Origin of the sequence: Mycobacterium sp. E787 (assembly GCF_001668725.1) — a bacterium.
Taxonomy (GTDB): Bacteria; Actinomycetota; Actinomycetes; order Mycobacteriales; family Mycobacteriaceae; genus Mycobacterium.
On the sequence record NZ_LZKL01000046.1, the window covers coordinates 1 to 25,876 of the forward strand.

Consider the following 25,876-nt stretch of genomic DNA (forward strand, 5'->3'; position numbering starts at 1 on the left):
CACGACCGGCCGAGACAGCATCTCGGCGCTGACCCTGATCACGCACCAGCCGGCCGCGCGGCCGGCGACGGCGTTCGCGGCGCTCGATTGGACGCTGCCGGCAAGTGCGCTCGCGTCCGTCGGAGCGGCGACGGCGCCGGCCGGGCTGAGCATCGCCGCGTTCGCCAGGCTCGCGTTCAGTCCGCCTGTGCTCACGGCCGAGTTGAGCAGGCTCGAGCTGAGGTTGGCCGCCCCGACGCCGCCCGTCATGTAGTTGCCGGAGTTGAGGAGGCCGGCGTCCTGGGCGCTGTGCGGGGCCAACCCGTTGTCCATGAAAAAGCCCGTGTTCGCGTTGCCGCTGTTGAAAAAGCCCGCGTTGACCGACCCCGAGTTCAACAGGCCGGTGTTGGACGTGCCCGCGTTCCCGATGCCGAAGTTACCGGTGCCGGAGTTGAAGAAGCCGATGTTATTGCTGCCGGAGTTGAAGAAGCCGATGTTGCCGGTGCCGGAGTTGAAGCCGCCGAAGCCGATCTGATTGTTGCCGGTCAGCCCGATCCCGAAGTCGTTGCTGCCGCTGTTGCCGAAGCCGAAGTTGTTATTACCGAAGTTACCCAGGCCGAAGTTGTTGTTCCCGGAATTTCCGGATCCGACATTTAAGTTGCCGCTGTTTCCAAATCCCAGGTTTGAATTGCCCAGCGAAAGGCTAAGTGGACCGAATCCGATTTTCCCGTTGTTGAAGTTGAAACCCAGCTTTTGCAGGACCTGCTGCCAGGGCGCCAATTGTGCGGCCGCCATGGACGCGTCGGCGTGATACCCGAACATCGCGGCCACGTCGGCGGCCCACATCGCCTCGTAGGCGGCCTCGGTGTCCATGATCGCCGGGACGTTGAACCCGAACCAGTTGGTGGCCGCCAGCGCCTTCACCAGGGCGCGGTTCGCCGCCACCACCGCGGGCTGGACGGTGGCGGCCACCGCGGACTCGAAGGCGGCCGCGATGGCCGCGGCCTGGCTCGATGCCGCCTCGGCCTGTGCGGCGGCGGCGCTGAGCCAGCTCACATACTGGGTCGCGACGGTCATCATCGCCGCGGCCGACGCGCCCTGCCACGAGCCGTTGGCCAGATCCGAGGTCACCGAAAAGAAGGACGACGCCGACGACGCAAGGTCCTCGGCCAACCCATCCCAGGCTTCGGCCGCAGCAAGCAGCGGTGCCGCACCCGGCCCGGCGAAAATTAGTGCCGAGTTGATTTCAGGCGGCAACCACGCAAAATGCGGGCTCGTCACTGACCCAACTTAACCGGGAAGGGCCGCCCTTCGTGGCGTTATCGGCCAGGTACGGGCGTGGGCTTTCGGCCGCGGACCAACTTGCCCGGCCGGGCGTCGGTCGGAACGCCATTTTCAGCAATTATTTCTCCGGAAACGATGGTTGTCACGTATCCTTCGGCGGTCTGGTCCAGGCGCCGCCCGCCGGCGGGCAGGTCGTGGTGGATCACCGGCTTGTGCAGCCGCAGCGCGGCGTGGTCGATGACGTTGAGGTCGGCCTTGTAGCCGACGGCGATCCGGCCGCGGTCGCCCAGCCCGGCCACCCGCGCAGGCACGGAGGTGAGCTCGCGCACGGCCTCGGCCACGGTGAACCTCCCGGACTTGCGGTCGCGCGCCCAGTGCGCCAGGAAGTACGTCGTGTAGCTGGCGTCGCAGATCATCCCGTAGTGGGCGCCGCCGTCGCCCAGGCCGAGCACCACGTCGTCGCGGTGCAGCAACTTCCCGACGGTGTCCAGCGAGTTGTTCTGCAGGTTGCTGGTCGCCACCAGCAGCATGGCGCGGCCGTCGTCGTCGAGCAGCCGGTCGTAGGCCTCCTCCATCGGATCCACCCCCCGGGCCCGGGCGCGGGCGCCGATGCTGGTCGACGGGTCGGGCTCGTAGTCCGGCTCGTCGCCCAGCGGGTAGATCCAGTCCCACATCTGGGCCACGTACAGAATCGGGTGGCCGACGCCGGGCTTGTCGGCCAGGATGCGGGCGCGGACCTCGGGCTTGCGCATCTCGGCCACCCGCTCGGCCAGCGGGAGGTGGGCGATCTCGCGGTAGCTGGGGTACAGCACGAAGGGGTTGGCGCTCAGCTGCAGCCCGATGATCAGACCGATCGGCCGCGGCAGCAGCTGCGCGGTGATGTCGCCTCCCGCCGCGTTCGCCTTCTCGATCATCGTGATGGCGTCCTCCCACGTCGGGTCGCCGGAGTTTGCGACGACGAGGGTGAAGGTGACCGGCAGGTGCAGGTCCTCGGCCACGTCGAACACCGTCTGCAACACGGGCTGGTAGCCGCCGGCGGGAATGTCCGGCACGAACTGCAGCAGCCCGCCGCCGGCGTCGACGACGCCCTTGGCGATCTCCTCGATCTCCTCCCGTGCGGCGTCGTAACTCGGTATCGGCGAACCGCTTTCGGTCTTGTGGATCGTCAACCGCGACGACGCGAAGCCCAGCGCGCCGACCTCGATCGCCTCCTTGGCCAGCGCCCGCATCCGGGCGAGGTCCTCGGCGGTGGCCGGCTCCCGGTCGGCGCCGCGCCGGCCCATCACGTACACCCGCAGCGGCGAGTGCGGAAGGTAGGCGGCCACGTCGATGTCGCGTTTGCCCGCGTCCAGCGCGTCCATGTATTCGGGGAAGGTTTCCCAGTTCCACGGCAGCCCGTCGGTCATCACGACGCCCGGGATGTCCTCGACGCCGGCCATCACGTCGACGAGCACGTCGTGGTCTTCCTGGCGGCAGGGGGCGAAGCCGACCCCGCAGTTGCCCATCACCACCGTGGTCACCCCGTTCGCCGACGACGGGGTCAGCCGCTCCGACCAGATGGACTGGCCGTCGTAGTGGGTGTGCAGGTCGACGAAGCCGGGCGTGACCAGTAGCCCGGTGGCGTCGATCTCGCGGCGGGCCCCGTCCCCGTTCACGGATCCGACAGCCTCGATCACGCCGTCCCTCACCGCGACGTCGCCGACGTACGGCTCACCCCCCAGCCCGTCGACGATGGTGCCGTTGCGGATGACGAGGTCGTAGGTCATCTAAATAATCTACGACCGTGCCGGTGGGTCGTGCCAGGCTCTAGTGTCGCTGGTATGGCCAACGCTGACGCCGCCACCCAGGAACTGCTTCGCGACGCCTTCACCCGGTTGATCGAACACGTCGACGAGCTCGCCGACGGGCTGACCGACGAGGTGTCGGACTACCGCCCGACCCCGAACGCCAACAGCATCGCCTGGCTGATCTGGCACAGCGCGCGCGTACAGGACATCCAGCTGGCGCACGTGGCCGGCGTCGAGCAGGTGTGGATTCGCGACGGCTGGGTGGACCGGTTCGGGCTGGACCTGCCGCGCAACGACACCGGCTACGGGCACGGCCCCGACGAGGTGGCCAAGGTGAAGGCGCCCGCCGAGCTGCTGAGGGGCTACTACCACGCCGTGCACAAGCTGACCCTCGAATACATCGCCAGCGTGACCGCCGACGAGCTGGCCCGCGTCGTCGACACCAACTGGGACCCGCCGGTGACGGCCGGCGCGCGGCTGGTGAGCATCATCGACGACTGCGCCCAGCACCTCGGCCAGGCCGCTTATGTGCGGGGGATCGCCCCGTAGGGTCTCAAGGCGTGCGATCGGCGGTGACGGCGCTGTTGTGGCTGGCGACGACCGTTGCCCTGGCCGCGGCGATCCCCGCGGCGTGGCTACAGCTCAACGTCATCGACGAGGCCGGCTACGCCAGGCTGGCGCGAGAAGCCGCGGGCGACCCCGCCCTGCAGTCGGCCATGGCCTCCGAACTGGCCACCCGGGCGATGGCGCTCATCGCGGAACGGGGCGGGGGCCGCTACCCCGTGGACGGCGCGCGGGTGCACGACGTCGCGAGTGCCTTCACGGCCGGGCCCGGGTTCCCGCCGCTGTTCGCCCAGGCGAACCGGGCGGCCCATGCCTGGTTGTTCACCGACCCGCCCCCGGGCCGGACCGGCAACCAATGGGTGATCGACGTGGCCCCGATGCTCGACGACAGCGCGTTCCGGCAGGTGTTGAGCGGCCACGACGTCACGGTTCCCGCCAACCTCACGGTTCCGCTGACGGTGTCGATGCCCGCGTCGCTGCGGCAGGGCAGGCTGAGCCGGCTGGCGACCTGGGGCCCCGGTGTGAGCATCGGCGCGGCGGCCCTCGGCGGTTTGTTCGCGCTGCTGACGCTGGCCGCCGCGCGCCGCCGCGGCAAGGCCCTGAGCGCGCTGGGGGTCTCGGCACTGCTCGTCGGGGCGGCCGGCTGGGCGGGCATCGAGGCGGGTCGCCGCCACATCGACGACGCGCTGAACCGCACCACCGGGGACATCCGCCAGATCGCCGAGGTGATGGTGGCCCACGCCGAGGCCGGCCTGCGGCACTGGCTCGACCTGACGCTGGTCGCCGGCGTGGTGCTGGTCGGGCTGGGTGTGCTCGTCGCGATCGCGGGCGGCCTCGGGAAGAAGGCCTAGCATCCCTCAGCTGAGAGGCAGCTCGGCGAGCATCGGGCCGGTCGGCTGCGGCGACCCGTTGCCCGGTTCGACGGTGAACGCGAGCGCCTTCGAGGCTCCGATGTTGGTGAGCGTGTCTTTCGTCGATGGCAACACCGCCGCGGTGCCCATGGTCCCCGCCGAGGTCGGGCCGTTGGCACCGATCAGCCACATCTGATAGACGGTGCCCGGCGACGGCGGTGGCACGTTGTTCATCACCAGCACGGCCGCGTTGCGGTCGCGGGAGAACATCACCGTCGCGGTCCCGTTGGCCAGCGGGCGCGAGACCGTCTGCACGTCCGGGGCGGCCAGCACCTGCTCGGCCATCGACGGCTTCGCCGGCGAACGCGTCACCACCCCGACGCCGAACGCCGCGGCGCCCACCACGACCGCCGCCGCCGCGGCCAAAACGATTCTGCGCCAACCGATCTGGCGGGCGCTGGCCGGGGTTGCAGCGGACAGCGTGGCCGCCCGCAGATGCGCCGGGGGTTCGGTCGCCGTCGCGGCCGACAGGACCGCCATCGTCTCGCGCACGGCGCGGACCTCGTCGTGGAAGGCCGTCGCCACCGGCGCCGGCGCGGCGGCGATCCGCCGGTCGATCTCGGCGCGTTCCTCGTCCGAGACGGCATGCAGGGCATAGGGCGCGGCGAGCTCGAGCAGTTCGAAATCGGTTGGTTCGGTCATGGCACGTCCAGGCAGTTACGCAGGCCGCGCAGCCCGTCGCGGATGCGCGACTTGATCGTCGACAGGTTGGCGGCCAACCGCTGCGAGACCTCGCTGTAGGTCAGCCCCTGGTAGTAGGCCAGCTCGATGCACTGGCGCTGGGCATCGCTCAGCGCCTCCAGGCATTGGGCCACCCGGCGGCGCTCGTCGCCGGCGAGCGCCGAGTCGGCCACGACATCACTCGCGGTTTCGGCGCTGGCCGCACCGTAGCGCGATTCCCGCCTGCTGCCCGCCTGTTCGGCGCGCACCCGGTCGACGGCCCGCCGGTGCGCCATGGTCAGCAGCCAGGCCAGGGCCGACCCTCTGGCCGGGTCGAACTGCGACGCCGTGCGCCACACCTCGAGGTAGATCTCCTGGGTGGTTTCTTCGCCATAACCCGGATCACGCACCACCCGTGTCACCAGTCCGTACACCCGTGCTTTGGTCAGGTCGTAGAGGGTCGCGAAGGCGGCGTTGTCGCCGCGCGCGACCTGGTGCAGCAGTGCGTCGAGCTCGGTGCTCATCGCCCGGTAGCCTATCGCCCCTCATCGCAGCCCCGATCGAGGCGGGCGGGGGAAGAAAAACGCTGTCCTTTCCCGGTATTCGTCGAAGCCGGGACGGCCGGCCATCAGCTTCTCGGTCAGCCGCGCCCCGCTGACGTGCATCAGGAAATACGTCATGAGCAACGGCGAGCCGACCGTGGCCAGCGCCCACCATCCGTTGAGGGTGATCAGCCACAATCCCCACCACACCGCGGCGTCGCCGAAGTAATTCGGGTGGCGGGTCCAGGCCCACAGGCCACCGTCCAGCACCACGCCGCGGTTGGCCGGATCGGATTTGAAGGCGCGCAGCTGCCCGTCGCCGACTGCCTCGAACGCGAAGCCCACCAGCCACACGGCCACGCCCACCACCGCGACGGCGGTCAGTGGTTCCGGCGTGGGACCGGTCACCGCCGACAGTTGCAGCGGGAACGACACGAACCAGCCGATGAAGGCCTGCAGCACAAAGACTTTCCGCACGACCTGGGCGACCGTCGCACCGCGCAGCAGGGCGGCGTACCTGGGGTCCTCGCCCTTGCCCGCCGTCTTGCGTTGGATGTGCCAAGCCAGCCGCAGCCCCCAGATCGCCACGAGTGCGAGCAGCAGCCAGCGCCGGGTCGCGTCCCCGCGGCCCAGCGCGGCTGCGACGCCGGCGATGGCCACGAAGCCGAGGCCCCAGGCCACGTCGACGACGTTGTAGCGCCCGATCCGCCGGGCGACCGCGAACGTGACCGTGTGCACGACGGCGAGCACCACCGCCGAGGCGGCGGAGACCTGGAGCAGGTTCGTCAGATTCATCGTCGACCTCCATGAAGTTATTCGAAGCCGCCGGCGACCCGGACTGCTCAGCCGAATGTGAACGAAAACACCTGCAGGCCCTTGCCGACCCGCATGTCGAGCTGGTCGCGGCGCGCGACGTCCCCGGCGTCGTTGCCGGCTATCTGATGCAGGGTGGGTGGGCCGCCGATGGTTGTGGTGGTCGTCCGGCCGCCCCTGGTCGCGGTGATGGTGCCGGTGCCGCCGACGACGACGTAGACGTCCTTGCCGGTGTAGTTGAGCCGGATGGCGGCGTCGTCGCTGTCGGCGGTGGCGCCCTGGTCGTCCAGCGTCCACCGGCCGTGCAGGGCGAACCGGTCGTCGGGCAGCGTCGCCGGGTAGGCGAACGTGGCGGTGCCGGCCCGGTACGGGCCGTCGCCGCCATAGTTGACGGCCCTGCCCGCGCCCAGGTAGGTCTCCGGTGTGAGCCTGGTGTGCGGGGTGGTGTCGACCGTGTTGGTCGCGCCCGGCAGCGTGGCGCCCGACGCATCGGTGAGCAGTTCGCGAATCAGCCGTTCGGTGCCGTCGTAGTCGCCCTCGCCGAACTTGGTGTGGCGCACCGCCCCCCGGGCATCGATGAGGTATTCGGCGGGCCAATACAGGTTCTGATAGCTGTTCCACGTCGCGTAGTCGTTGTCCAGCGCGACGGGGTAGCCGATGTGCAGCGCGGCGGCGCCGCCGGCCACGTTGCCGGGGACCCGCTCGAACGCGTACTCCGGCGTGTGCACCCCGATGACCACGAAACCGCTGTCGCGATACCGGTTGTACCAGTCGACCACGTGCGGGATCGCCCGCTGACAGTTGATGCAGGAGTACGCCCAGAAGTCGATCAGGACCACCTTGCCGCGCAGCGACGCGAGGTCGATCGGGGCTCCGCCGGGAGTGTTGAGCCACTGGGTGATCCCGGTGATGGCGGGCGCCGGTCCGCACTGCTGCAAGGCGGCAGCGCCGTCAGTGCAGTCGGCCAGCTGACCCGCGGGCGCGGTGCCGGCTGCCAGCTTCTGCCGAATCCCGTTGGCGCCGAAGCCCTTTTGCAGGGCAGCGCTGTAGTCGGGCACGGCGCGCTGCAGCGCGGCGGGCAGGTTGAAGACCAGGGCCACCGCCAGCAGGATCATCGCGATCCCGCCGGCGACCCGAATCCCGCGCTGCCGGCGGCGAAATGCCCCGACGCGCTCGGCGACGCGCCGCCCGGCCAGCGCGAAAACCAGCAGCGGCAGCGCGGCGCCGATCGCGAACGCCGCGGTCAAAACCAGGATCGGTGGGCCGATGCGGGCGGTCCCGCCGGCGACGACGATGGCGGCCAGCACCGGCCCCGCGCACGGCACATACAGCGCTCCGAGTGTCAGACCGAGCGCGAAACCCGTTCTGTTCGAGCCTAATTCGCGTTGCGGGAGGCGGGCAAAGGGCCGCTCGATCAGATGCTGCAGGGGCGGGAAGATCAACCCGAGCCCGATCAGGGTCAACGTCACCAGGGCCGCCCACCGGATCGCGTCCTGCGGCAGGTGCAGCGCCGAGAGCAGGGCCGAACCGGCCAGCGTGACCGTACTGAAGCTGAGGACCAGGCCCGCGATCACCAGATACGGGCGGCCCGCGCGGGTGCCGGCCCCGTCGCTGCTCACGCCGGAGAAGAAGACCACCGGAAGGACCGGCAGGATGCACGGCGAGATGCCGGTGACCAGACCGCCGAGGAAGCCGATGAGCGCGATTGTTCCCATGACAGCTATTCGGAGCCGGCCGGCGGTTAGTCGGTGTAGGCGAGCGAACGGGGCGCGGCCGGCTGCGGCGAGAAGCGGGGCGGGCGGGAACGCACCCGGATCGGCCACCAGAACCAGCGCCCCAGCAGGGCGGCGATGGACGGGGTCATGAACGCGCGCACGATCAGCGTGTCGAACAGCAGGCCCAGCCCGATGGTGGTGCCCACCTGGCCGATGATCCGCACGTCGCTGACGGCCATCGACGCCATGGTGAACGCGAACACCAGCCCGGCGTTGGTCACGACCTTGCCGGTGCCGCCCATCGACCGGATGATGCCGGTGTTCAGGCCGGCGTGAATCTCCTGCTTGAACCGCGAGACCAACAGCAGGTTGTAGTCGGATCCCACCGCCAACAGCACGATGACCGACATCGCCAGTACCAGCCAGTGCAATTCGATGCCGAGGATGTGCTGCCAGAACAGCACCGACAGCCCGAACGAAGCGCCCAGCGAAATGGCCACCGTCCCCACGATGACCGCGGCGGCGACCAGGGCGCGGGTGAGGATCAGCATGATGATGAAAATGAGGCACAGCGAGGAGATTCCGGCGATCACCAGGTCCCACTTTGCGCCGTCGGAGATGTCCTTGAAGACCGCGCCCGTCCCGGCCAGATAGATCTTCGCGTCCTCCAAGGGCGTTCCCTTGAGCGACTCTTCGGCGGCGGTGCGGATCTTGTCGATGCTCGCGATGCCCTCGGCCGACGCGGGGTCGCCGCGATGCAGGATGATGAAGCGCGCCGCGTGCCCGTCCGGGGACAGGAAGCTGTTCATCGCGCGCCGGAAGTCCTTGTTCTTGAACACCTCCGGCGGCAGGTAGAACGAGTCGTCGTTCTTGGACGCGTCGAAGGCGTGGCCCATCGCCGTGGCGTTGTCACTCATCTCGTCCATCTGGGCGAAGATCCCGGACATGGTGCTGTGCATGTCCAGCATCATGGCCCGCATGTTCTCCATGGTCTCGATCATCGGCGGGAACTGCGCGACCATCTGCGGCATCAGCCGATCCAGGTCCTTGATGTCACCGACCAGCGTGTTGAGCTTGTCGGTGATCTGATCGACCCCGTCCAGCGCGTCGAAAATCTGGCGGATCGACCAGCAAATCGGGATGTCGAAACAGTGCCTCTCCCAATAGAAGTAGCTGCGGATCGGCCGCCAGAAGTCGTCGAAGTCCGCGATGCGGTCCCGCAGCTCGTTGGTGATCTGCTGCATCTCGACGGTGTCGCCGACCATGCGGTGCGTGGTGGCCACGAGCTGCGTCATCAGCTCGTACATCCGCCGCATGTTGGCGATGGTCTTGGTCATCTCGTCGGCCTGCTTGAGCATGTTGTTCATCTGGTCGCGCTGGTATTTCATGCTCTGCATCTGGCCGGCGCTCTGCATGCTCATCTGGAACGGAATCGACGTGTGGTCCATGGTCGTTCCGTCGGGCCGGGTGATCGCCTGCACGCGCGAGATGCCCGGGACCCGGAAGATGCCCTTGGCCAGCCTGTCCAGCACCAGAAAGTCGGCCGGATTGCGCATGTCGTGGTTCGACTCGATCATCAGGATCTCCGGCTTCATCCGGGCCTGTGAGAAGTGGCGGTCCGCGGCCATCAGGCCCTCGTTGGCGGGGATGGAGCCGGGCAGGTACTCCCGGTCGTTGTAGTTGGCCTTGTAGCCCGGCAGGGTCAGCAGGCCGACCAGGGCGACCGCGCACGTGACGGCCAGGATCGGCAGCGGCCAGCGCACCACGGCGGTGCCGATCCGCCGCCAGCCGCGGACCCCGATCTTGCGCTTGGGGTCGAACACGCCGAACCGGCTGCCGACGGTGAGCACCGCCGGGCCCAGCGTCAGCGCGACCGCCACGGCGACGAGCATGCCCACGGCACAAGGGATTCCGAGCGTCTGGAAGTAGGGCATCCGCGCAAAGCTGAGGCAGAACGTCGCCCCGGCGATCGTCAGACCGGAGCCCAGGATGACGTGCGCCGTCCCCCGGTACATCGTGTAGAAGGCGGCCTCCCTGTCCTCGCCGGCCTGCCGGGCCTCCTGGTAGCGGCCGATGATGAAGATGCCGTAGTCCGTGCCCGCCGCGATCGCCAGCGAGGTCAGCAGGGACACCGCGAAGGTGGACAGCCCGATCAGTCCGGTGTGGCCGATGAGTGCCACGGCTCCCCGCGCCGCGGTCAACTCGAAGCCCACGGTGACCAGCAGGAGGACCACGGTGACGATCGACCGGTAGACGAACAGCAGCATGATCAGGATCACCGCGACCGTCGTCAACGTGATCCTCGCCGTGGACTTGTCGCCGCTGTGGTGCAGGTCCGCGGTGAGCGCCGCCACCCCGGTGACGTAGGCCTTGACCCCCGGCGGCGGCGGCACGCTGTTCACGATTTTGCGCACGGCGTCGACGGATTCGTTGGCCAGCGGCTCGCCCTGGTTACCGGCGAGATTCACCTGGACGGTCGCGGCCTTACCGTCGTTGCTCTGCGCGCCGGCGGCCGTGAGGGGGTCGCCCCAGAAGTCCTGGACGCTCAGCACGTGCGCCTTGTCGTCGCGCAACTTGCGAATGATCGAGTCGTAGTACCGGTGCGCGTCGTCGCCCAGGGGCTGGTCGCCCTCCAGCACGATCATCGCCGAGCTGTCGGTCTCGCCTTCGTTGAAGGCGTGCCCGATGTGCTTCATGGCCTGGAACGACGGCGCGTCCGTGGGGCTCAGCGACACCGACCGTTCCTGCCCCACCACCTCCAGCGACGGGACGAGCACGCTGAACACGACCGCCATGCCGACCCAGAACAGGATGATCGGCACCGAAAGGCGGTGGATTGTCCTTGCGAGCAACGGCCTTTCGGCATGGGCGTCGGGGACGTCGGAGTCGAAGAACCGTTGTGTCGTCATGCGGACTTCACCACGCAGAAGGTGTAGGCGCGGACCTCGTTGGAGATCCGCTCGGCCTTGACCACGTCGTCGACCGTGATGCGACAGCCGACGCTATCGCCGCTGGCGCGCGCCATGAGGTTTCCCATCACGGCGGCCTTGTCGGTGGTGATGCGCAGCGACCACGGCAGCGGCGCGCCGTCGACGCGGGTGGGGTCGCCGTTGACGTCGAAGTAGCTGATGTCCGCGGTGGTCCCCGGCGGCCCGAAGACCTCGTAGACGATCCGTTTGGGGTTGAACGGCTTGGGGTTCTGCAGGTTGCTGTCGGCATACGATTCGCGCTTTTCCGAGCCGAAGTAGCCGTGGACCCGATAGACGATGAATCCACCGATCACCACTACCGCCAGGATGACCAGTGGGATCCACGTCCGGGACAGCACCTTGAAAATCTGGGATCCCTTTCAGCGGTCGGGCATTTCTGTGGGCGGATCGCCGCGCTGCGCCCGTCCGCCCGGCACACGGTTCCGCGGTACCAGCGCAGCCAAGGCTTACCTAAGTAAATCATGGCCCGTCGTCGCCCGGACGGGACCGTTGATCCTTCCCCTCGCGGCTGGAGTGTAACGCATATCACGTGCGTAACGACGAAAAGGGCCGTTGATGTGGCCCCGGGAGCCGGCGCCGGGCAGCAACGGCCCACCGGCCGACACGGATCGGTTGCGGGCGAGGTCCCCGCACTGCTGACGATCGTCAGGCGTACGTGCGCAGCTGCACCATCTTGCGCATGACGTCGCTGAGCTTGTGCACCGGAGCCCCGCACGTCAGGCAGTAGCCGCCCGGGCAGCGGTTGATCCTGTCCACCTGCTGCAGGACCTGGGCCTTGAGCCGGCGGACGCAACCGATGCACAGGATCTCGACGATGTTCCCGGACGGGTCGAGGTTCGGGCGGTTGCATTGGTCCACGGCGTGCCGGTAGACGATGTGTGTCGCCCTGTTGGTGCACCCGGTCTCGGATTGGCAGGTGATCTCGAGCCAGTCGAGCGCCGCCAGCGCGTCAGACTGGGGGTCGACGACGCTCATCGCGTCCTCGCTGGGGCGCAGCATCCCGGCATGAGCATGATGTAAGTCCTGGTTGACTCTGGTCGCACGGACTGGCGTCCCCGCGTGAGCGGAATACCAGTCGAGAACTATTGATTTGTCCCCAAACTTCGGGGAAAAAGCGATTCCCGACAGTCGCAGAGTCTAAGCTCGATGGTCGATAAAGACCAGGGTCGATCTACGACCAGTTCCACACCGACATGTCGCCGGGCGGGTACTGGTTGCACACATCGGTGGCCTTGGCGACGACGCCCTTGTTGTTGAAGAAGATCTTCATGTGATTGACCCAGGCGAATGTCAGCGGATCGCCATTGTAGAAGTTTTCGGAATAATTCCTGCGGTCCGCCGGTGACAGCGAGTAAAACCAATGCGCCTTGTCGATAACCGCCTGTTGCAGGTTGGCGTGGTTGTTGAAGTCGATCATGTACCGCTGGTAGTAGACCGGGCTGGTATCCCGGACGGCGGCCAGGTACTGCTCGGCGTCGCAGGTGGTCGCGATCTGCCGGCGGGGAACCGGAAAGTCTTCCGTGGAGTCGGCCGCTGCGGTCTTCGGGAAGGTCGCAGCCGCGATGCCGAGAGCGACAAGAAGAGCAACAAAAACAACGCCCGCGCGCAGGGCGGAACTCAGCCGAGACATAGTTGTTACCGTAGCACTTTCGGGCCCCGGATACAGCGGCCCCGCCCATGTTCGTAGCCCATCTCACTATCCGTCCCGATCAGGGATGATGACGTGCGTGGGATCCGGCCGCAGCTCCGGCGGGGCCTGGCTGTAATCGCCGAAAGGGCCGTCGCGGCGCTCGACCGCCGCGCGCACGCCGCGCGTCTGAGCGGTTTCGATGAAGTCCAGCGCGTCGGGGGTGTTGCGCATCAGGCCGTCGAGGATGCCGCCCAGCGTCTGCGTCGAGGCCAGGCCCATGTTCTCGTAGGCCTGGTTGACGATCAGCTTCTGCGCCCGCAACTGCGACAGTGGGATCTGCGCCAGCTCCGCGGCGATCTCGGCGACCCGCGCCTCGAGCCGCTCGAACGGCACCGCCTCGTTGATCAGCTCGACCTCCGCGGCCTGCACGCCGGTAAGCGGCCGGCCGGTCAGCGAGTGCCACTTCGCCTTGGCCAGGCTAAGGCGATACAGCCACATGCCGGTCAGGTAGGCGCCCCACATCCGGCTGTACGGGGTGCCGATCACGGCGTCTTCGCTGGCGATCACGAGGTCGGCGCACAGCGCGTAGTCGCTGGCCCCGCCGACGCACCAGCCGTGCACCTGGGCGATCACCGGTTTCGAGGCCCGCCAGATCGCCATGAACTTCTGCGTGGGCCCGGTCTCGCGGGCGCTGACCATCGCGAAGTCCTTCCCCGGATCCCACCTGCCGTCGGTCATCATGGCCTCGCCCCACTGCTGGAAGCCGCCGCCGAAGTCGTACCCGCCCGAGAAGGCGCGACCCGCGCCGCGCAGCACGATCACCTTGATGCCCTGGTCCCGCTCGGCGAGCCCGATCGCCGCCTCGATCTCGTCGGGCATGGGCGGCACGATGGTGTTGAGGTGCTCGGGCCGGTTCAGCGTGATCGTGGCGACCGGGCCGTCCGTCGTGTACAGCAGGGTCGCGAAGGCGGGAGTCGTCATGGCTTCCTCAGGGATCGGGCTGGCGGTTTTCCGGCGACGACGCATAGATTCGCCCGCCGATCTTCAGGTAGGGCGTCGTCAGGTAGGCCGAGAAGACGACCACCGCGGAGAAGATCGCCGCCACCACGACGGCGTTGGGCCAGACCTTGCCCACCCCGACGGCGAAACTGACGATGCCGATGATCGACGTGGCCCAGTAAAACCGTCGTCCGGCGCGGCGGTCCTTGATGAAGCGGTAGCGCGCCTGGGCCGCCCCGGCCAGGACGAAGATCAGCCCGGTCGCCAGCAGGGTGAGCTCGATGCGTTCGATCGCCGACACGTCGACGATCCTAGGGCCGGTTCACCCGCGGCAGCCGTCGCCGTGCAGCCAACCCTGACAAAACGCGGTCTTCGTGCCGGCGGGTAGCATTTCCCACCAGGTGGGGGGTGTGGGAAAGGTCTGCCAGTGGGCGGGGCGGCGTTCGAGCGTCACCGGTTGCCGGCGCTGATCCGTCAGGGCCCGATGGGCAAGGTTTTCGCGACGGCGGCGGCGGTCGTGATAGCGCTCGCCCCGTTCTGGGTGCCGGCCGCGACATCCGGTGTGGCACGGGCGGCGCCGTGTGCCGGTGACGGGTCAAACCCGGTGTCCTGCCAGAACTGTCTGGTTTACGTGCAGTCCTATGGCACGTCGAACGTGTGCTACAGCGCCGCCCCGCCCCACCCGGTCCAGCCGCCGAGCCGGGCGCCGGTGTGGTCTTCGGAGCCCCTGCCGGAGCCGGCTCCGCTGGTGCCCTCGCCGGTGCACACGCCCGAGGTCGTTCCGCCGAGTCCGTCGCCCCCGACCGCGGTGCCGGCGCAGACCCCGAAGCTCAACCCGGGGGCGGGCGGCGTGCCGAGAAACGCTGCGTTGGTGGCGCCGCCGAAGGGTCTGGATGCGTCCCCGCAGGCGGTCGCGGACGCCAGGGCCGCACCGGCGACGCGGATCAACCCGGCCAGCCCGCTGGAGCCGCCGAGCCAGTTGTACGACTTCGCCCACCGGGTGCAGAACGTGGTCGACGCCCAAAGCGACAACGTCGACGTGGTCAAGGCCGACAACCAGGAACTGGTGCGCCCCCGGCATTGGGAGTACGTCGACTACGACGACAACCACCGCCCGGCCCTGTACAACCCGCTCAGCGAGGCGATGACCTTCCGTTACCTCTACGACGGCGCATACCGGGAGGTGTTCGTGCCGGCGGGTGGCCGGATCGTGCTCGACGTCGCCGCCGCCGGCTTGTTCCCCTTCACCGCGGTCGGCTACAGCCACGTGGCGTCGGGCAGCTTTTCCGGCGGGGCGTCGATACCGCCGCCGGGATCGGACGGCCCGCCGCCCTCGAACTACAGTCCGCCGACGCCGCCGGAGGTGTACCACGACGTCTCCGCCAACGTCGCCGCCGACAACCAGACCGTGGTGATCGGGCAGGTGCAGGTGGTGGGCCACGACGGCAGCCAGCCCGCGGCCAGCCAGGACACCTTCCTGCTCGACGACTCCACGCTGGCCTGGGGGCGCGTGAACGATCCGACCAGCCCCGCTCAGATCACCGTCACCAGGACCCAGTCGCTTCCGGCGGCCGGGCCGACCGACAACGGCAGCTACCTGGTGGCGCTGGCCACGCTCAAGGAGCCCACCCCACCCGCGGGACCGGCCTGGTGGCCCTCGGCGCTGAGCTATGGGGGGCTGGCGATAGCGGTGGGCCTGGTCGCGTCGATGATCAATCGCCGCAAGCGCAGCCCCGAATCGACCGCCGGCCGGCCCTGAGCCGCTACGGGTGATTCACGCAGAACGCCACGCACATGGCGTCGACGGGAATGGAAACCCACTGCGTTTGCCCGTCCGCCTGGCGCGCGCAGTAGATCGGGCCGGGGTTGCCCCACACCTTCGCGCCTTCCGGCGAGCATGGTTTGCCGAGGTCTGTGTCGGCGTGCGCGGGGCCACTTCCGAGGAGAATCGCGATCGGAGCGATCGCCGTCAATGCCGCCACCGCGGCGAACCTCGGTGCTCTCATGATCAACGCCCTCCTCGACCGCATCCGCTACATCGCCTTCGAGCTTAACCGCTGGCCGCGCCGAGCGTCCGCGACGACGGGCCCTGGTGGAAGTGGTTCAACGGGCTATCTTTAGAGGACGCGGGGGCCCGGGATTGGCGGAGAGTCGGGTGACGGCCATAGCAGCGTGCCGGACGTGTGGCGCCCAGCCTCTGGAAAATGCCCGGTTTTGCCACGGGTGTGGCTCCCCTTTGGAAGACGCCGGTATCCCGGCGGAGTACAAGCAGGTCACGGTGCTGTTCGCCGACGTAGTGCATTCGATGGACATCGGCGCGGCGGTCGGGGCCGAGCGGCTGCGTGAGATCATGGCCGACCTGGTCGACTGTGCTTCGGCGGTAGTGCAGCGGTATGGCGGCAGGGTGGACAAGTTCACCGGCGACGGCATCATGGCCGTGTTCGGCGCACCGGTGGCGTTGGAGGACCACGCCGTTCGTGCGTGTCTGGCGGCCTTAGGCGTTCAGGAGGAGGCCAAGCGGCTGGCCGTCGACGTCCAAGAGCGCGACGGTGTGGATCTGCAGTTGCGGGTGGGACTGAACTCCGGTGAGGTAATCGCCGGTGAAATCGGTTCGGGTGCACTGGGTTACACCGCCGTCGGTGAGCAGGTTGGTATGGCGCAGCGGATGGAATCGGTGGCACCGCCGGGCGGGGTGATGGTCAGCGGGTCGACAGCGAGACTGCTTGATGGTGCTGCGACTCTCGGTGAAGTTGAGCGTGTCCGCATCAAGGGCACCGATCAGCCACTCTGCGCACAGCGGCTGCTGGGCGTGCCGGAGGGGCATGACGCTGTCGGACGTGCTGAGTCGAATCTGGTCGGTCGGCGATGGGAGATGTCTGCCGTCGAGGGCCTGCTGGTGCGTGCCATCGACGGCCACGGGGTTGTGGTCGGCGTGGTCGGCTCACCCGGCATCGGTAAGAGCCGTTTGGTGCGCGAGGTAGCGGCGATGGCGGGTGGTCGTGGCGTGGAGGTGTTCACCACCTTCTGCGAATCGCACACCAGCCAGGTCCCCTTCCATGCCGTCGCACGGCTGCTGCGTGCCGTTGCGGGCGTCGAGGCTCTTGACGGGCAGACCGCTCGCGATCAAGTGCGCGACCGCGTTGCCGACGCAGATCCCGAGGACTTGCTGCTACTCGATGACCTACTGGGTATCGCCGACCCGAACGCTGCGTTGCCGGCCATCGATCCCGATGCCCGCCGGCGACGGTTGACCGCGCTGCTCAATGCCGCTTCCCTGGCTCGGAAAACGCCGGTGGTCTACGTCGTTGAGGACGTTCATTGGATCGACGAAGTCAGCGAGTCGATGATCGCCGACTTCCTCATCGTGATCCCGCAGACGCCGTCGCTGGTGCTGGCCACCTATCGCCCCGAATATCAGGGCGCACTCACGCGGGTGCACGGTGCTCAAACCATCGCCCTTGCGCCGCTGAGTGATTCGGAGACCGCGGCACTGGTCTGCGAGCTGCTAGGCCCTGATTCCGCCACTGCTGAGCTGGGCCGCAAGATAGCCGAGCGGGCCGCCGGTAACCCGTTTTTCGCCGAGGAGATCGTGCGCGAACTGGCCGAGCGCGGCGTGCTGCAGGGACAGACCGGCACATACGTGTCGACCGCAGACGTCAGTGCGGCCACGGTGCCTGCCACCTTGCAGGCGACCATCGCCGCTCGCATCGACCGCCTAAACCCTGGGGCTAAGCGCACCTTGTGCGCGGCGGCGGTCATCGGCTCGAAGTTCAGCCGGGACCTGTTGGAAACGCTGGGCATTGATCCCGTGATTGATGACCTGATGAGGGCACAGTTCATCGATCAGGTCACTTTCACCCGACAACCGGAGTTTGTGTTTCACCATCCGCTGATTCGGACGGTGGCCTACGAATCACAACTGAAGTCCGATCGCGCCGAGCTGCACCGGCGGCTGGCCGCTGCGATTGAATCCCACGATCCTGCAGCGGGAGATGAGAACGCTGCGCTGATCGCCGAGCATCTGGAGGCCGCCGGTGATTTACACGTTGCCTACGGCTGGCACATGCGCGCCGCAACCTGGGCGACCAACCGCGACATCAACGCGGCGCGGCTGAGTTGGCAACGCGCCCAGAAGATCGCAGACGCGTTGCCCGCCGCTGACCCAAGCCGGGCAGCCCTGTGCATCGCCCCGCGCACCATGCTGTGCGGGACCGCCTGGCGAGTCCATGACCAGGTTGCCGGTGCTCGCTTCGACGAACTGCGGGAATTGTGTACCGCCGCCGGTGACAAGGCGTCACTGGCTATCGCCATGGCGGGGCTGGTGGTGGATCACGTGTATCAGGACAGGCTGCGCGAGGCGTCGCAGCTGGCATCCGAAGCCATGGCCCTCATCGAGTCGATCAACGATCCAACTTTGGCGGTGGGGCTGTCCACAGCGGCCATCTACGCCAAGCTTGAGTGCGCCGAGTCGTGTGACATGCTGCAGTGGTCACAAAGGGTCATCGATCTGGCTGACGGTGACCCATCTATGGGCAACTTCCTTGTCGGGTGCCCATTAGCGCTCGCCTTTGGGATGCGGGCTATTGCTCGATATTGCCTGGGTCGTTCCGGATGGCGTGACGACCAGCAGCAGGGCCTGGCCATGGCCCGTGATGCTGACCCTATGTCCTACACCTTGGTCGTCACTTATATCTACGGCGGAATTACGAATGGCGTTAACGAGCCCGACGATCCGGCGATGCGGGAGATTGAGGCTACTCTGCGGATTGCCGAACGGTCGGGCGATGACGATGGGTTGACCTTCGCCCGGATGACGCTGGGTCTTGCGTTGGTGCACCGCCACACGGTTGCGGAGCGTGATCGCGGACAGAAGCTCCTGGCCGAGATCAGCGACGTGTTCGTACGCCGGGGACACAATCTAGGCGAGTTGCCACTCGTCAATGTGTACGTGGCGCGGGAGAGGGCTCGGCGTGGAGATCGCGATGACGCCATACCGCGCATGCGTGCCGCCACCGACCATCTGTTCCGTTACGCACAGCTGCTGCTGTGGGGCATTCCGGCGACGGGTGTTCTGGTGCAGACACTGTTGGACCGCGGGGCCGAGGGCGATGTGACCGAGGCGGAGGCCGCGGTCGAGCGGTTGGCGACCGCGCCGGCCGATGAGGGTCTGGTGATACGTGACATTTGGCTGTTGCGGCTGCGGGCTCTCCTGGCGCGGGCTCACGGCGATACCGAGGTTTACGCGCGGTTCCGGGATCGCTACCGCGACATGGCGAAATCGCTTGGCTTTGAAGGGCATATCGCCTGGGCCGAGGCGATGCCATGACGGCGGCTGCCCCTTCGGGGGTGGTGACGTTTTTGTTCACAGATGTCGAGGGTTCGACTCGCCGGTGGGAGGCCGACGCGCCAGCGATGCGGGCGGCGCTCGTCGTGCACGACAAGGTGTTGCGCACGGCGATCGAGGCGTATGACGGGTTTTTGTTCAGCCACACGGGCGATGGTTTCGTAGCGGCCTTCGCGTCGCCGATGTCGGCCGTGAACGCCGCGATCGAGGCGCAACGGGAGTTGCAGTTGCCGGTGCGGATGGGGTTGGCGACCGGCGAGGCCGAGCTGCGAGACGGGGACTACTTCGGCACGGTGCTCAATCGAGCCGCACGGGTGATGGCCGCCGGGCATGGCGGGCAGATCCTGTTGGCCGACTCGACGGCGGGTCTGCTCAACGGGATTGATCTCATCGATCTGGGGCCGCGGCGGTTGCGGGATATCCCAAGTTCGGTTCAGGTGTTCCAGGTCCGAGCGGCGGTTCTGCGCACGGAGTTTCCGCCGTTGCGGGCACTAGATGTGAGTCCGGGCAACCTGCGGGCTGCCCCGACGAGTTTCATCGGGCGTGAGTCCGAGGCCGGCGAAGTGCAAGTCGCGGTCAAGGCTCATCGATTGGTCACGTTGACCGGTGTGGGCGGGGTCGGCAAGACTCGGCTGGCGCTGGAAGTGGCGCGGCGGCTGAGTGATGAATTCCCCGACGGAGTGTGGCTTTTCGAGCTGGCCGCGGTGACCGATCCGGCAGCGGTCCCCGACGCGGTCGCCGCGGTGCTGGGGATCACCCAACAGTTTGGCCGCAGCGTGGCCGAGAGCGTGGCCGCCGCCCTGGAGGGCAGGGTGCGGCTGCTGGTGTTCGACAACTGTGAACACGTGCTGGTGGCAGCCGCGGATCTGATAGAGGCGATTCTCGCGCAATCGGCAACTGTCCGAGTCCTCGCGACGAGTCGCGAAGGACTAGGAGCCCCCGACGAGCAACTGTGGCCGGTGCCGTCGCTGGACGTCGGTGGGGGGATCGACTCTGCCGCAGTCGATCTTTTCGTCGAACGCGCCCGCAGTGTGGCCCCGCACTTTTCGATCGACAAGCCCGATGAGGCGGCCGCGGTGGTGGAGATCTGCCGCCGCCTCGACGGCGTTCCGTTGGCCATCGAGTTGGCGGCCTCCCGGATAGCGGCCATGACCGCCGGTGAGGTGCGGGATCGCCTCGATCAGCGGTTCCGGTTGCTGGTGGGCGCGCGGCGCGGACTGGAACGCCACTCCACTCTGCGCCACGCGGTGGCGTGGTCTTACGACCTGCTCGACGAGCCGGAGAAGATGCTGCTCGACCGGTCTTCGGTGTTCGCCGACGGATTCGACTTGCAAAGTGCCTGCGCCGTAGCGGGTTTCGATGACGACTTCGCCACTCTGGATCTGCTGGACGCCCTGGTGCGCAAGTCGCTGCTGGTCGCTGACCGGTCTTCGGGGCGGACCCGGTTTTCGATGCTGGAGACGATCCGCCAGTTCGCCGAGGACCAACTCGTCGCCCGCGGCGATGCCTCAGCGATTCGCAACGCTCACGCCCGGTACTTCGCCGGACGCGAAGCCGACATCCTGGCCCTGTGGGATAGCCCGCGGCAGCGTGAGGCCTACGAGTGGTTCATGATCGAGCTGGCCAACTTGCGCACAGCGTTTCGGTGGGGCACCGACAACGCCGACCTTGATGTCGCGGCCACTATCGCCACCTACGTGGGGTGGCTTGGCACTTGCCACCAGAGCTATGAGCCGGTGGCCTGGGCTGAAGAACTGATCGAGGCCGCCCACGCAGCCGGCCACCCCCGGCTGGCATTCCTGTACGTGATTGCGTCGCAATGCTACGCGACCGGACGGATCGAGGCGGCCCTCCGTTACTACGACGCCGGCCAGATCGTTCTCGGCAGGAGCCACGAGGTGCTGCCGTACGGCATCGACGGCTGGCTTGGAGCTGTATACCTAGCCGTCGGGCGGCCCGAGCGGATGGCCGAATGGTGCCGCGCCCGGCTCGCGCGCCGCCGCGACGCCAACGCCGTCATCCGGTCAATACTTGTTATCGCCCTTGCATTGGCCGGTTCCAACGGGGAGGCAATGGACTGCGCGGACGGCCTCATCGAGGAAGCGGAGGCAGCAGGCAACCCCCACTGGCTCGCGTCGGCACTTGGTGCCTATGGTTCGGCTTGCCGTGACGCGAATCCTGTTGCAGCAATTCACGCCTTCAGCCGCGGCCTGATGGTCGCTCAAGACAGCGGCAACCGCGCCAATGCGTCAATTCTTGCGGGATTTCTGGCACGACTCGAGTGCCGACACGGCGACAATGTGTCCGCATTCCATCACCTCACCCTGGCGATCCGCAACTACCACAATTCGGGCAATACCACGACGCTCCGCGGCCCACTGGCCGACCTCGCCGTTCTTTTCGACCGGCTCGGACGCCACGAACCGGCAGCCACCATCGCCGGGTTCGCGCTCAGTCCCCTCTCGGCATCAGCGGTCCCAGAAATCACCCCTGCGATCACCCACCTGCGCGAAGTCCTCGGCGAGGCGACCTACGGATCGCTCGCCCGCAAGGGCGAGACGATGACCACCGCCGAGATAATGGCCTACGCCTACGACCAAATTGACCAGGCCCAAATAGAATTGAACGAGATCTCGAAATAGATCAGCTGCGAGTCGTGCGACCGCTGGTCGAAGATGTGTCGCTGCTGGTCAACGTCCGCCAGAGGAACGCGTAGCTGAGGGCCGACTTGAACGCGACCTGCTCGTTGTCGGCGGCGCCGGCGTGGCCGCCCTCGATGTTCTCGTAGTACCAGACCAGCTGGTCTGCGGCTTCCAGGGCCGCCGTCATCTTACGGGCGTGGCCCGGGTGCACGCGGTCGTCGCGGGTGGACGTGGTCATCAGCACCGGCGGGTAGCGCCGGGTCGGCGAAACGTTCTGGTAGGGCGAGTATTCGGAGATGAAGGCCCAGTCGTCTGGGTTGTCCGGGTCGCCGTACTCGGCCATCCATGACGCCCCGGCCAGCAGCAGGTGGTAGCGCCTCATGTCCAGCAGCGGCACGTCGCAGACCAGGGCGCCGAACTTCTCCGGGTACTGGGTCAGCATGATGCCCATCAGCAGCCCGCCGTTGCTGCCGCCGCGGGCGCCCAGCTGCCCGACGGTGGTGATCCCGCGGTCCACCAGATCGGTTGCCACGGCGGCGAAGTCCTCGGCCACTTTGTGCCGGTGCTCGCGCATCGCCTGGGTGTGCCAGCCGGGCCCGTACTCGCCGCCGCCGCGGATGTTGGCCAGCGCGTAGGCGCCCCCGCGGGCCAGCCACAGCCGGCCCAGCACCCCGCTGTAGGCGGGGGTGTTGGCGGTTTCGAATCCGCCGTAGCCGCTCAACAGGGTGGGTCCGGGGCCGTCGGCCCCGTCTTCAGAGCTGCGCCGCACCACGAAGTACGGGATCGCCGTGCCGTCCTTGGATGTGGCGAATTGCTGTGCCACCGATAGCTTTTCGGCGTCGAAGAACGCCGGGGCGGACTTGATCGGCTCGAGCCGCGCGCCGGCGCCGCCGCGCATCAGCCGTGACGGGCTGACGAATCCGCTGGAATCGAGGAAGAATTCGTCACCTTTGTCGTCGGCGGCGACGACGACGGTGTTGGTCGATTCGGGGATGCCCGCGACCGGCTCGCGCCGCCACTGGCCCGGCGTGGCGATCTCGACGCGGCTGGCCACGTCGGCGAGCGTCACGATCAGCAGCTGGTCCTTCGTCCACGCGTAGTGATTCAGGGCGGTGTGTTCGTCGGGCTCGAAGACGACCGTCAATTCGGCCGTGCCGTCCAGGAATTCGTCGTAACCGGCGGCCAGCAGTGATCCCGCGGCGTAGGTCGCGCTGCCGGTGTACCAATCGGTGCGCAGCTCGATGAGGATCCAGTCGCGATGGATCGACAGGCTCGCGTCGGTGGGCGCGTCGATGCGGATCAGTTCCGGGCCGCGCAACTCGTAGACTTCTTCGTTCCAGAAGTCCAGCGCGCGCCCCAGGAAGGTCCGCTCGAAGCCGGGCGTGCGATCCACCGACGCCGAGACGCGGACGTCGGCGCGGGAGCCCTCGAAGACGGTCTGCGCGTCGGCCAATGGCGTGCCGCGCCGCCAGCGCTTGATCACCCGGGGGTATCCGGACTCGGTGAGGGAGTCGGCGCCGAAGTCGGTGCCCACCAGCACGTTGTCCGGGTCGACCCACGCGATCTGCGACTTGGCCTCCGGCAGTCCGAACCCATCGGCGACGAATTGGCGTGTGGTCATGTCGAATTCGCGCACAACGGACGCGTCCGAGCCGCCACGGGACAGACCGATCAGCGCCCGGGTGTGATCGGGCTCGATGACGCCGGCGCCCGCCCACACCCATTTCTCGTCGTCGGCTCGCCCCAGCTCGTCGACGTCGATCAGCACGTCCCACTCCGGGGAGTCGGTGCGATAACGGTCCAGCGTGGTGCGCCGCCACAGCCCCCGCGGGTTGGCGGCGTCGCGCCAGAAGTTGTACAGGAATTCGCCGCGGCGGACCACGTACGGAATCCGGGCATCGGTGTCGAGCACCTCGAGCGCCTCGGTGCGCATCCGCTCGAACTCCGCGTCGCGGAACTTCGCCAGGGTCGGTTCGTTGCGTGCCCGCACCCACTTGAGTGCGTCTTCGCCGGTGACGTCCTCCAGCCACAGGTATGGGTCGTCGTCCACGCCCACCATTGTGTTCGAGCGCCGTTATGAAGTTGTCACCAGGATCACACCCACACGAGACCTATGTGGTACCCGTATATACAGTTAATCTCTTAACATCCCCTTATGGACCACAGTGCTTCCATAGATGGACGGCAGAGGCTACGGCTGGCGGACTATCTGGACGCCGAGGGCCACATCGCCCTCCCGGACGACGCCACGCTGACCTCCCGCCTGTACCGCAATATCGCCGAGCTCGGCGACGCCGTGTCGTATCGCTATCTGGACTACGGCCACGTCGCCGACGGCGAACCGGTCGAGCTGAGCTGGACCCGCCTCGGCGTGCGGCTGCGCGCGGTCGGCGCCCGGCTGCAACAGGTCACCGCACCGGGCGACCGGGTGGCGATCCTGGCGCCGCAGGGCACCGACTACGTCGTCGGCTTCTTCGCGGCCATCGCCGCCGGCAACATCGCGGTGCCTCTGTTCGCGCCCGAGCTGCCCGGCCAGGTCGAACGGCTCGACGCGGTGCTGGGCGATGCCGTCCCGTCGGTCGTGCTGACCACAACCGGCGCCGCCGAGACCGTGCAGTCGTTCGTGCGCACATTGCCGCGCCACCGCCGGCCGCGGGTCATCGCCGTGGACGCCGTGCCCGACTCGGTGGGTGCCACCTTCGCCCCGGCGCGCCCGGGCATCGACGACATCGCCTACCTGCAGTACACGTCGGGTTCGACCCGCACGCCCGCCGGTGTCGAGATCACCCACCGCGGGGTCATCACGAACGTGGTGCAGATGATCGATTCGGTCGGCCTGGACTGGAATATCCGAAGCATCAGCTGGTTGCCGCTGTTTCACGACATGGGGCTGCTGATGATCATGTTCCCGGCGCTGTGTGGCGGGCAGATCACGTTGATGTCGCCGACGGCGTTCGTGCGGCGGCCCTACCGGTGGATCCGCGAATTGGCCCGGCAGTCCCGCCACGGCCGCACCTTCGCCGCCGCCCCCAACTTCGCCTTCGATCTGGCCGCCGAGCGCGGATTGCCGGGTCCCGGCGAAGAGCTCGACCTGAGCAATGTCGCGGGGCTCATCAACGGGTCCGAACCGGTCAGCATCGCCTCGATCGAAAAGTTCAGCGAGGCCTTCGCGCCCTACGGGCTGCCTGCCACCGCCGTCAAACCGTCCTACGGGATGGCCGAGGCGACGTTGTTCGTCTCGACCATCGGCCCGCAGGCCCGGCCCAGCGTGGTCCATCTGGATCGCGACGAGCTGGGCGCGGGCCGCGCGGTGCCGGTCGTCCCCGGCGCGGCCAACGCCGTCGCGCAGGTGTCATGCGGCCGCGTTGCGCGCAGCCTCTGGGCGGTCATCGTCGACCCGGACACCGAGGCGGAGCTGCCCGACGGCCGGGTCGGGGAGATCTGGCTGCACGGCGACAACGTCGGCCGGGGCTACTGGGGCCGGGCCGCGGAGACCGAGCTGGCTTTCCGCAACAAGCTGCAGTCCCGGCTGGAGGCCGGCAGCCACGCCGACGGGTCGGCGGTGGGCGGCACCTGGTTCCGCACCGGTGACCTCGGCCTGTATCTCGACGGGGAGCTCTACATCGTCGGCCGCATCAAGGATTTGGTGATCGTCGACGGCCGCAACCATTACCCGCAGGACATCGAGGCCACCGTGTCCGCGGCGGCGCCGGCGGTGCGGGACGGCCACGTGACCGCGTTCTCGGTGCCCCGCGAGCCCGCCGGCGAGCAGCTGGTGATCGTCGCCGAACGCGCTGCCGGCGCAGGCAAGGCCGACCCGGCCGTGACCGTCGAGGCGATCCGCGCCGCCGTCTCGCGCCGGCACGCGCTGCCGGTGGCCGACGTCCGACTGCTTTCTGCCGGCCGAATCCCCCGCACCACCAGCGGAAAGCTCGCGCGCCGCGAGTGCCGGGCCCGCTATCTCGCGGGCGAGTTCTAGCAGCCTGCTGCCCCGCATCGCGCCGCGCTGACGGCGG

Annotated in this window: 20 protein-coding genes; 6 read left to right on the top strand and 14 right to left on the bottom strand. The window is 68.0% G+C overall.

Features of this window, described 5'->3' with window-relative positions; all coding sequences use genetic code 11:
* Together A5705_RS09270 and A5705_RS09275 are read right to left on the bottom strand one after the other, a co-directional pair.
* On the bottom strand, positions 1 to 1,260 hold a 1,260-nt coding region (locus A5705_RS09270), incomplete at its 3' end, for a PPE family protein (protein ID WP_156763076.1).
* A 38-nt stretch (positions 1,261 to 1,298) separates the two neighbouring features.
* Positions 1,299 to 3,029, bottom strand: coding sequence for an amidohydrolase family protein (locus A5705_RS09275; protein ID WP_068277003.1), 1,731 nt, complete (start codon positions 3,027 to 3,029; stop codon positions 1,299 to 1,301).
* A gap of 54 nt (positions 3,030 to 3,083) precedes the next feature.
* Here A5705_RS09275 and A5705_RS09280 point away from each other — a divergent pair, with 54 nt between their 5' ends.
* Together A5705_RS09280 and A5705_RS09285 are read left to right on the top strand one after the other, a co-directional pair.
* Positions 3,084 to 3,599, top strand: a complete 516-nt coding sequence (locus A5705_RS09280; protein WP_067871731.1) for a mycothiol transferase — start codon at positions 3,084 to 3,086, stop codon at positions 3,597 to 3,599.
* 11 nt (positions 3,600 to 3,610) lie between these two features.
* Positions 3,611 to 4,465, top strand: coding sequence for a hypothetical protein (locus A5705_RS09285; RefSeq protein WP_067871728.1), 855 nt, complete (start codon positions 3,611 to 3,613; stop codon positions 4,463 to 4,465).
* A gap of 6 nt (positions 4,466 to 4,471) precedes the next feature.
* On the opposite strand, the gene A5705_RS09290 is transcribed toward A5705_RS09285, so the two are convergent.
* The 10 genes from A5705_RS09290 to A5705_RS09335 form a co-directional block, all read right to left on the bottom strand.
* The gene (locus A5705_RS09290; RefSeq protein WP_068277006.1) at positions 4,472 to 5,167 is read right to left on the bottom strand and encodes an anti-sigma factor domain-containing protein; all 696 of its coding nucleotides are present in this window, start codon (positions 5,165 to 5,167) and stop codon (positions 4,472 to 4,474) included.
* Entirely contained in the window at positions 5,164 to 5,709 is a 546-nt protein-coding gene (locus tag A5705_RS09295) for a sigma-70 family RNA polymerase sigma factor (RefSeq protein ID WP_067871722.1), read from the bottom strand. The genes A5705_RS09290 and A5705_RS09295 overlap by 4 nt, the downstream gene beginning before the upstream one ends.
* A 21-nt stretch (positions 5,710 to 5,730) precedes the next feature.
* Positions 5,731 to 6,522: a DUF1295 domain-containing protein gene (locus A5705_RS09300; RefSeq protein WP_068277009.1), complete on the bottom strand. Its 792-nt coding sequence runs from the start codon at positions 6,520 to 6,522 to the stop codon at positions 5,731 to 5,733.
* Between the two features lie 47 nt (positions 6,523 to 6,569).
* Entirely contained in the window at positions 6,570 to 8,255 is a 1,686-nt protein-coding gene (locus A5705_RS09305; protein WP_068277012.1) for a cytochrome c biogenesis protein DipZ, read from the bottom strand.
* A 26-nt stretch (positions 8,256 to 8,281) separates the two neighbouring features.
* On the bottom strand, positions 8,282 to 11,164 hold the full coding sequence (locus tag A5705_RS09310; protein ID WP_068277015.1) for an RND family transporter: 2,883 nt from the start codon (positions 11,162 to 11,164) through the stop codon (positions 8,282 to 8,284).
* The gene (locus A5705_RS09315) at positions 11,161 to 11,583 is read right to left on the bottom strand and encodes an MmpS family protein (protein WP_067871710.1); all 423 of its coding nucleotides are present in this window, start codon (positions 11,581 to 11,583) and stop codon (positions 11,161 to 11,163) included. The genes A5705_RS09310 and A5705_RS09315 overlap by 4 nt, the downstream gene beginning before the upstream one ends.
* A gap of 307 nt (positions 11,584 to 11,890) precedes the next feature.
* The gene (locus tag A5705_RS09320) at positions 11,891 to 12,244 is read right to left on the bottom strand and encodes a hypothetical protein (protein ID WP_231964175.1); all 354 of its coding nucleotides are present in this window, start codon (positions 12,242 to 12,244) and stop codon (positions 11,891 to 11,893) included.
* A gap of 172 nt (positions 12,245 to 12,416) precedes the next feature.
* Positions 12,417 to 12,875, bottom strand: a complete 459-nt coding sequence (locus tag A5705_RS09325; RefSeq protein WP_068277017.1) for a DUF5078 domain-containing protein — start codon at positions 12,873 to 12,875, stop codon at positions 12,417 to 12,419.
* Between the two features lie 66 nt (positions 12,876 to 12,941).
* Complete coding sequence (locus A5705_RS09330; RefSeq protein WP_068277018.1) at positions 12,942 to 13,856, bottom strand: crotonase/enoyl-CoA hydratase family protein; 915 nt, start codon at positions 13,854 to 13,856, stop codon at positions 12,942 to 12,944.
* A 7-nt stretch (positions 13,857 to 13,863) separates the two neighbouring features.
* Positions 13,864 to 14,175 (bottom strand): hypothetical protein, encoded by a 312-nt coding sequence (locus tag A5705_RS09335; protein WP_068277019.1) that lies wholly within the window; start codon positions 14,173 to 14,175, stop codon positions 13,864 to 13,866.
* A gap of 183 nt (positions 14,176 to 14,358) precedes the next feature.
* Here A5705_RS09335 and A5705_RS09340 point away from each other — a divergent pair, with 183 nt between their 5' ends.
* Positions 14,359 to 15,633, top strand: a complete 1,275-nt coding sequence (locus A5705_RS09340; RefSeq protein ID WP_068277046.1) for a hypothetical protein — start codon at positions 14,359 to 14,361, stop codon at positions 15,631 to 15,633.
* Positions 15,634 to 15,637: 4 nt separating this feature from the next.
* On the opposite strand, the gene A5705_RS09345 is transcribed toward A5705_RS09340, so the two are convergent.
* Positions 15,638 to 15,880 (bottom strand): hypothetical protein, encoded by a 243-nt coding sequence (locus A5705_RS09345; RefSeq protein ID WP_067871698.1) that lies wholly within the window; start codon positions 15,878 to 15,880, stop codon positions 15,638 to 15,640.
* A 149-nt stretch (positions 15,881 to 16,029) separates the two neighbouring features.
* Here A5705_RS09345 and A5705_RS09350 point away from each other — a divergent pair, with 149 nt between their 5' ends.
* Both A5705_RS09350 and A5705_RS09355 read left to right on the top strand, forming a co-directional pair.
* Positions 16,030 to 19,200 carry an adenylate/guanylate cyclase domain-containing protein gene (locus A5705_RS09350; protein WP_068277022.1) on the top strand — a complete coding sequence of 1,057 codons (3,171 nt, stop codon included), beginning with the start codon at positions 16,030 to 16,032 and terminating at the stop codon, positions 19,198 to 19,200.
* The gene (locus A5705_RS09355) at positions 19,197 to 21,860 is read left to right on the top strand and encodes an adenylate/guanylate cyclase domain-containing protein (RefSeq protein ID WP_068277024.1); all 2,664 of its coding nucleotides are present in this window, start codon (positions 19,197 to 19,199) and stop codon (positions 21,858 to 21,860) included. The genes A5705_RS09350 and A5705_RS09355 overlap by 4 nt, the downstream gene beginning before the upstream one ends.
* Position 21,861: 1 nt before the next feature.
* On the opposite strand, the gene A5705_RS09360 is transcribed toward A5705_RS09355, so the two are convergent.
* Positions 21,862 to 23,910 carry a prolyl oligopeptidase family protein gene (locus A5705_RS09360; protein ID WP_231982397.1) on the bottom strand — a complete coding sequence of 683 codons (2,049 nt, stop codon included), beginning with the start codon at positions 23,908 to 23,910 and terminating at the stop codon, positions 21,862 to 21,864.
* 105 nt (positions 23,911 to 24,015) lie between these two features.
* Between A5705_RS09360 and A5705_RS09365 the strand changes: the two genes are divergently transcribed.
* A complete protein-coding gene (locus tag A5705_RS09365) occupies positions 24,016 to 25,839 on the top strand; it encodes a fatty acyl-AMP ligase (protein WP_068277034.1) in 1,824 nt (607 codons plus the stop codon).
* Positions 25,840 to 25,876 lie beyond the last annotated feature (37 nt).

Excerpts from the sequence above, each read along its gene's own strand:
- A5705_RS09275 (WP_068277003.1), bottom strand. The coding sequence starts at position 3,029 with ATGACCTACGACCTCGTCATCCGCAACGGCACCATCGTCGACGGGCTG.
- A5705_RS09280 (WP_067871731.1), top strand. The coding sequence starts at position 3,084 with ATGGCCAACGCTGACGCCGCCACCCAGGAACTGCTTCGCGACGCCTTC.
- A5705_RS09290 (WP_068277006.1), bottom strand. The coding sequence starts at position 5,167 with ATGACCGAACCAACCGATTTCGAACTGCTCGAGCTCGCCGCGCCCTAT.
- A5705_RS09295 (WP_067871722.1), bottom strand. The coding sequence starts at position 5,709 with ATGAGCACCGAGCTCGACGCACTGCTGCACCAGGTCGCGCGCGGCGAC.
- A5705_RS09300 (WP_068277009.1), bottom strand. The coding sequence starts at position 6,522 with ATGAATCTGACGAACCTGCTCCAGGTCTCCGCCGCCTCGGCGGTGGTG.
- A5705_RS09305 (WP_068277012.1), bottom strand. The coding sequence starts at position 8,255 with ATGGGAACAATCGCGCTCATCGGCTTCCTCGGCGGTCTGGTCACCGGC.
- A5705_RS09310 (WP_068277015.1), bottom strand. The coding sequence starts at position 11,164 with ATGACGACACAACGGTTCTTCGACTCCGACGTCCCCGACGCCCATGCC.
- A5705_RS09320 (WP_231964175.1), bottom strand. The coding sequence starts at position 12,244 with ATGCTGCGCCCCAGCGAGGACGCGATGAGCGTCGTCGACCCCCAGTCT.
- A5705_RS09325 (WP_068277017.1), bottom strand. The coding sequence starts at position 12,875 with ATGTCTCGGCTGAGTTCCGCCCTGCGCGCGGGCGTTGTTTTTGTTGCT.
- A5705_RS09330 (WP_068277018.1), bottom strand. The coding sequence starts at position 13,856 with ATGACGACTCCCGCCTTCGCGACCCTGCTGTACACGACGGACGGCCCG.
- A5705_RS09340 (WP_068277046.1), top strand. The coding sequence starts at position 14,359 with ATGGGCAAGGTTTTCGCGACGGCGGCGGCGGTCGTGATAGCGCTCGCC.
- A5705_RS09345 (WP_067871698.1), bottom strand. The coding sequence starts at position 15,880 with ATGAGAGCACCGAGGTTCGCCGCGGTGGCGGCATTGACGGCGATCGCT.
- A5705_RS09355 (WP_068277024.1), top strand. The coding sequence starts at position 19,197 with ATGACGGCGGCTGCCCCTTCGGGGGTGGTGACGTTTTTGTTCACAGAT.
- A5705_RS09365 (WP_068277034.1), top strand. The coding sequence starts at position 24,016 with ATGGACCACAGTGCTTCCATAGATGGACGGCAGAGGCTACGGCTGGCG.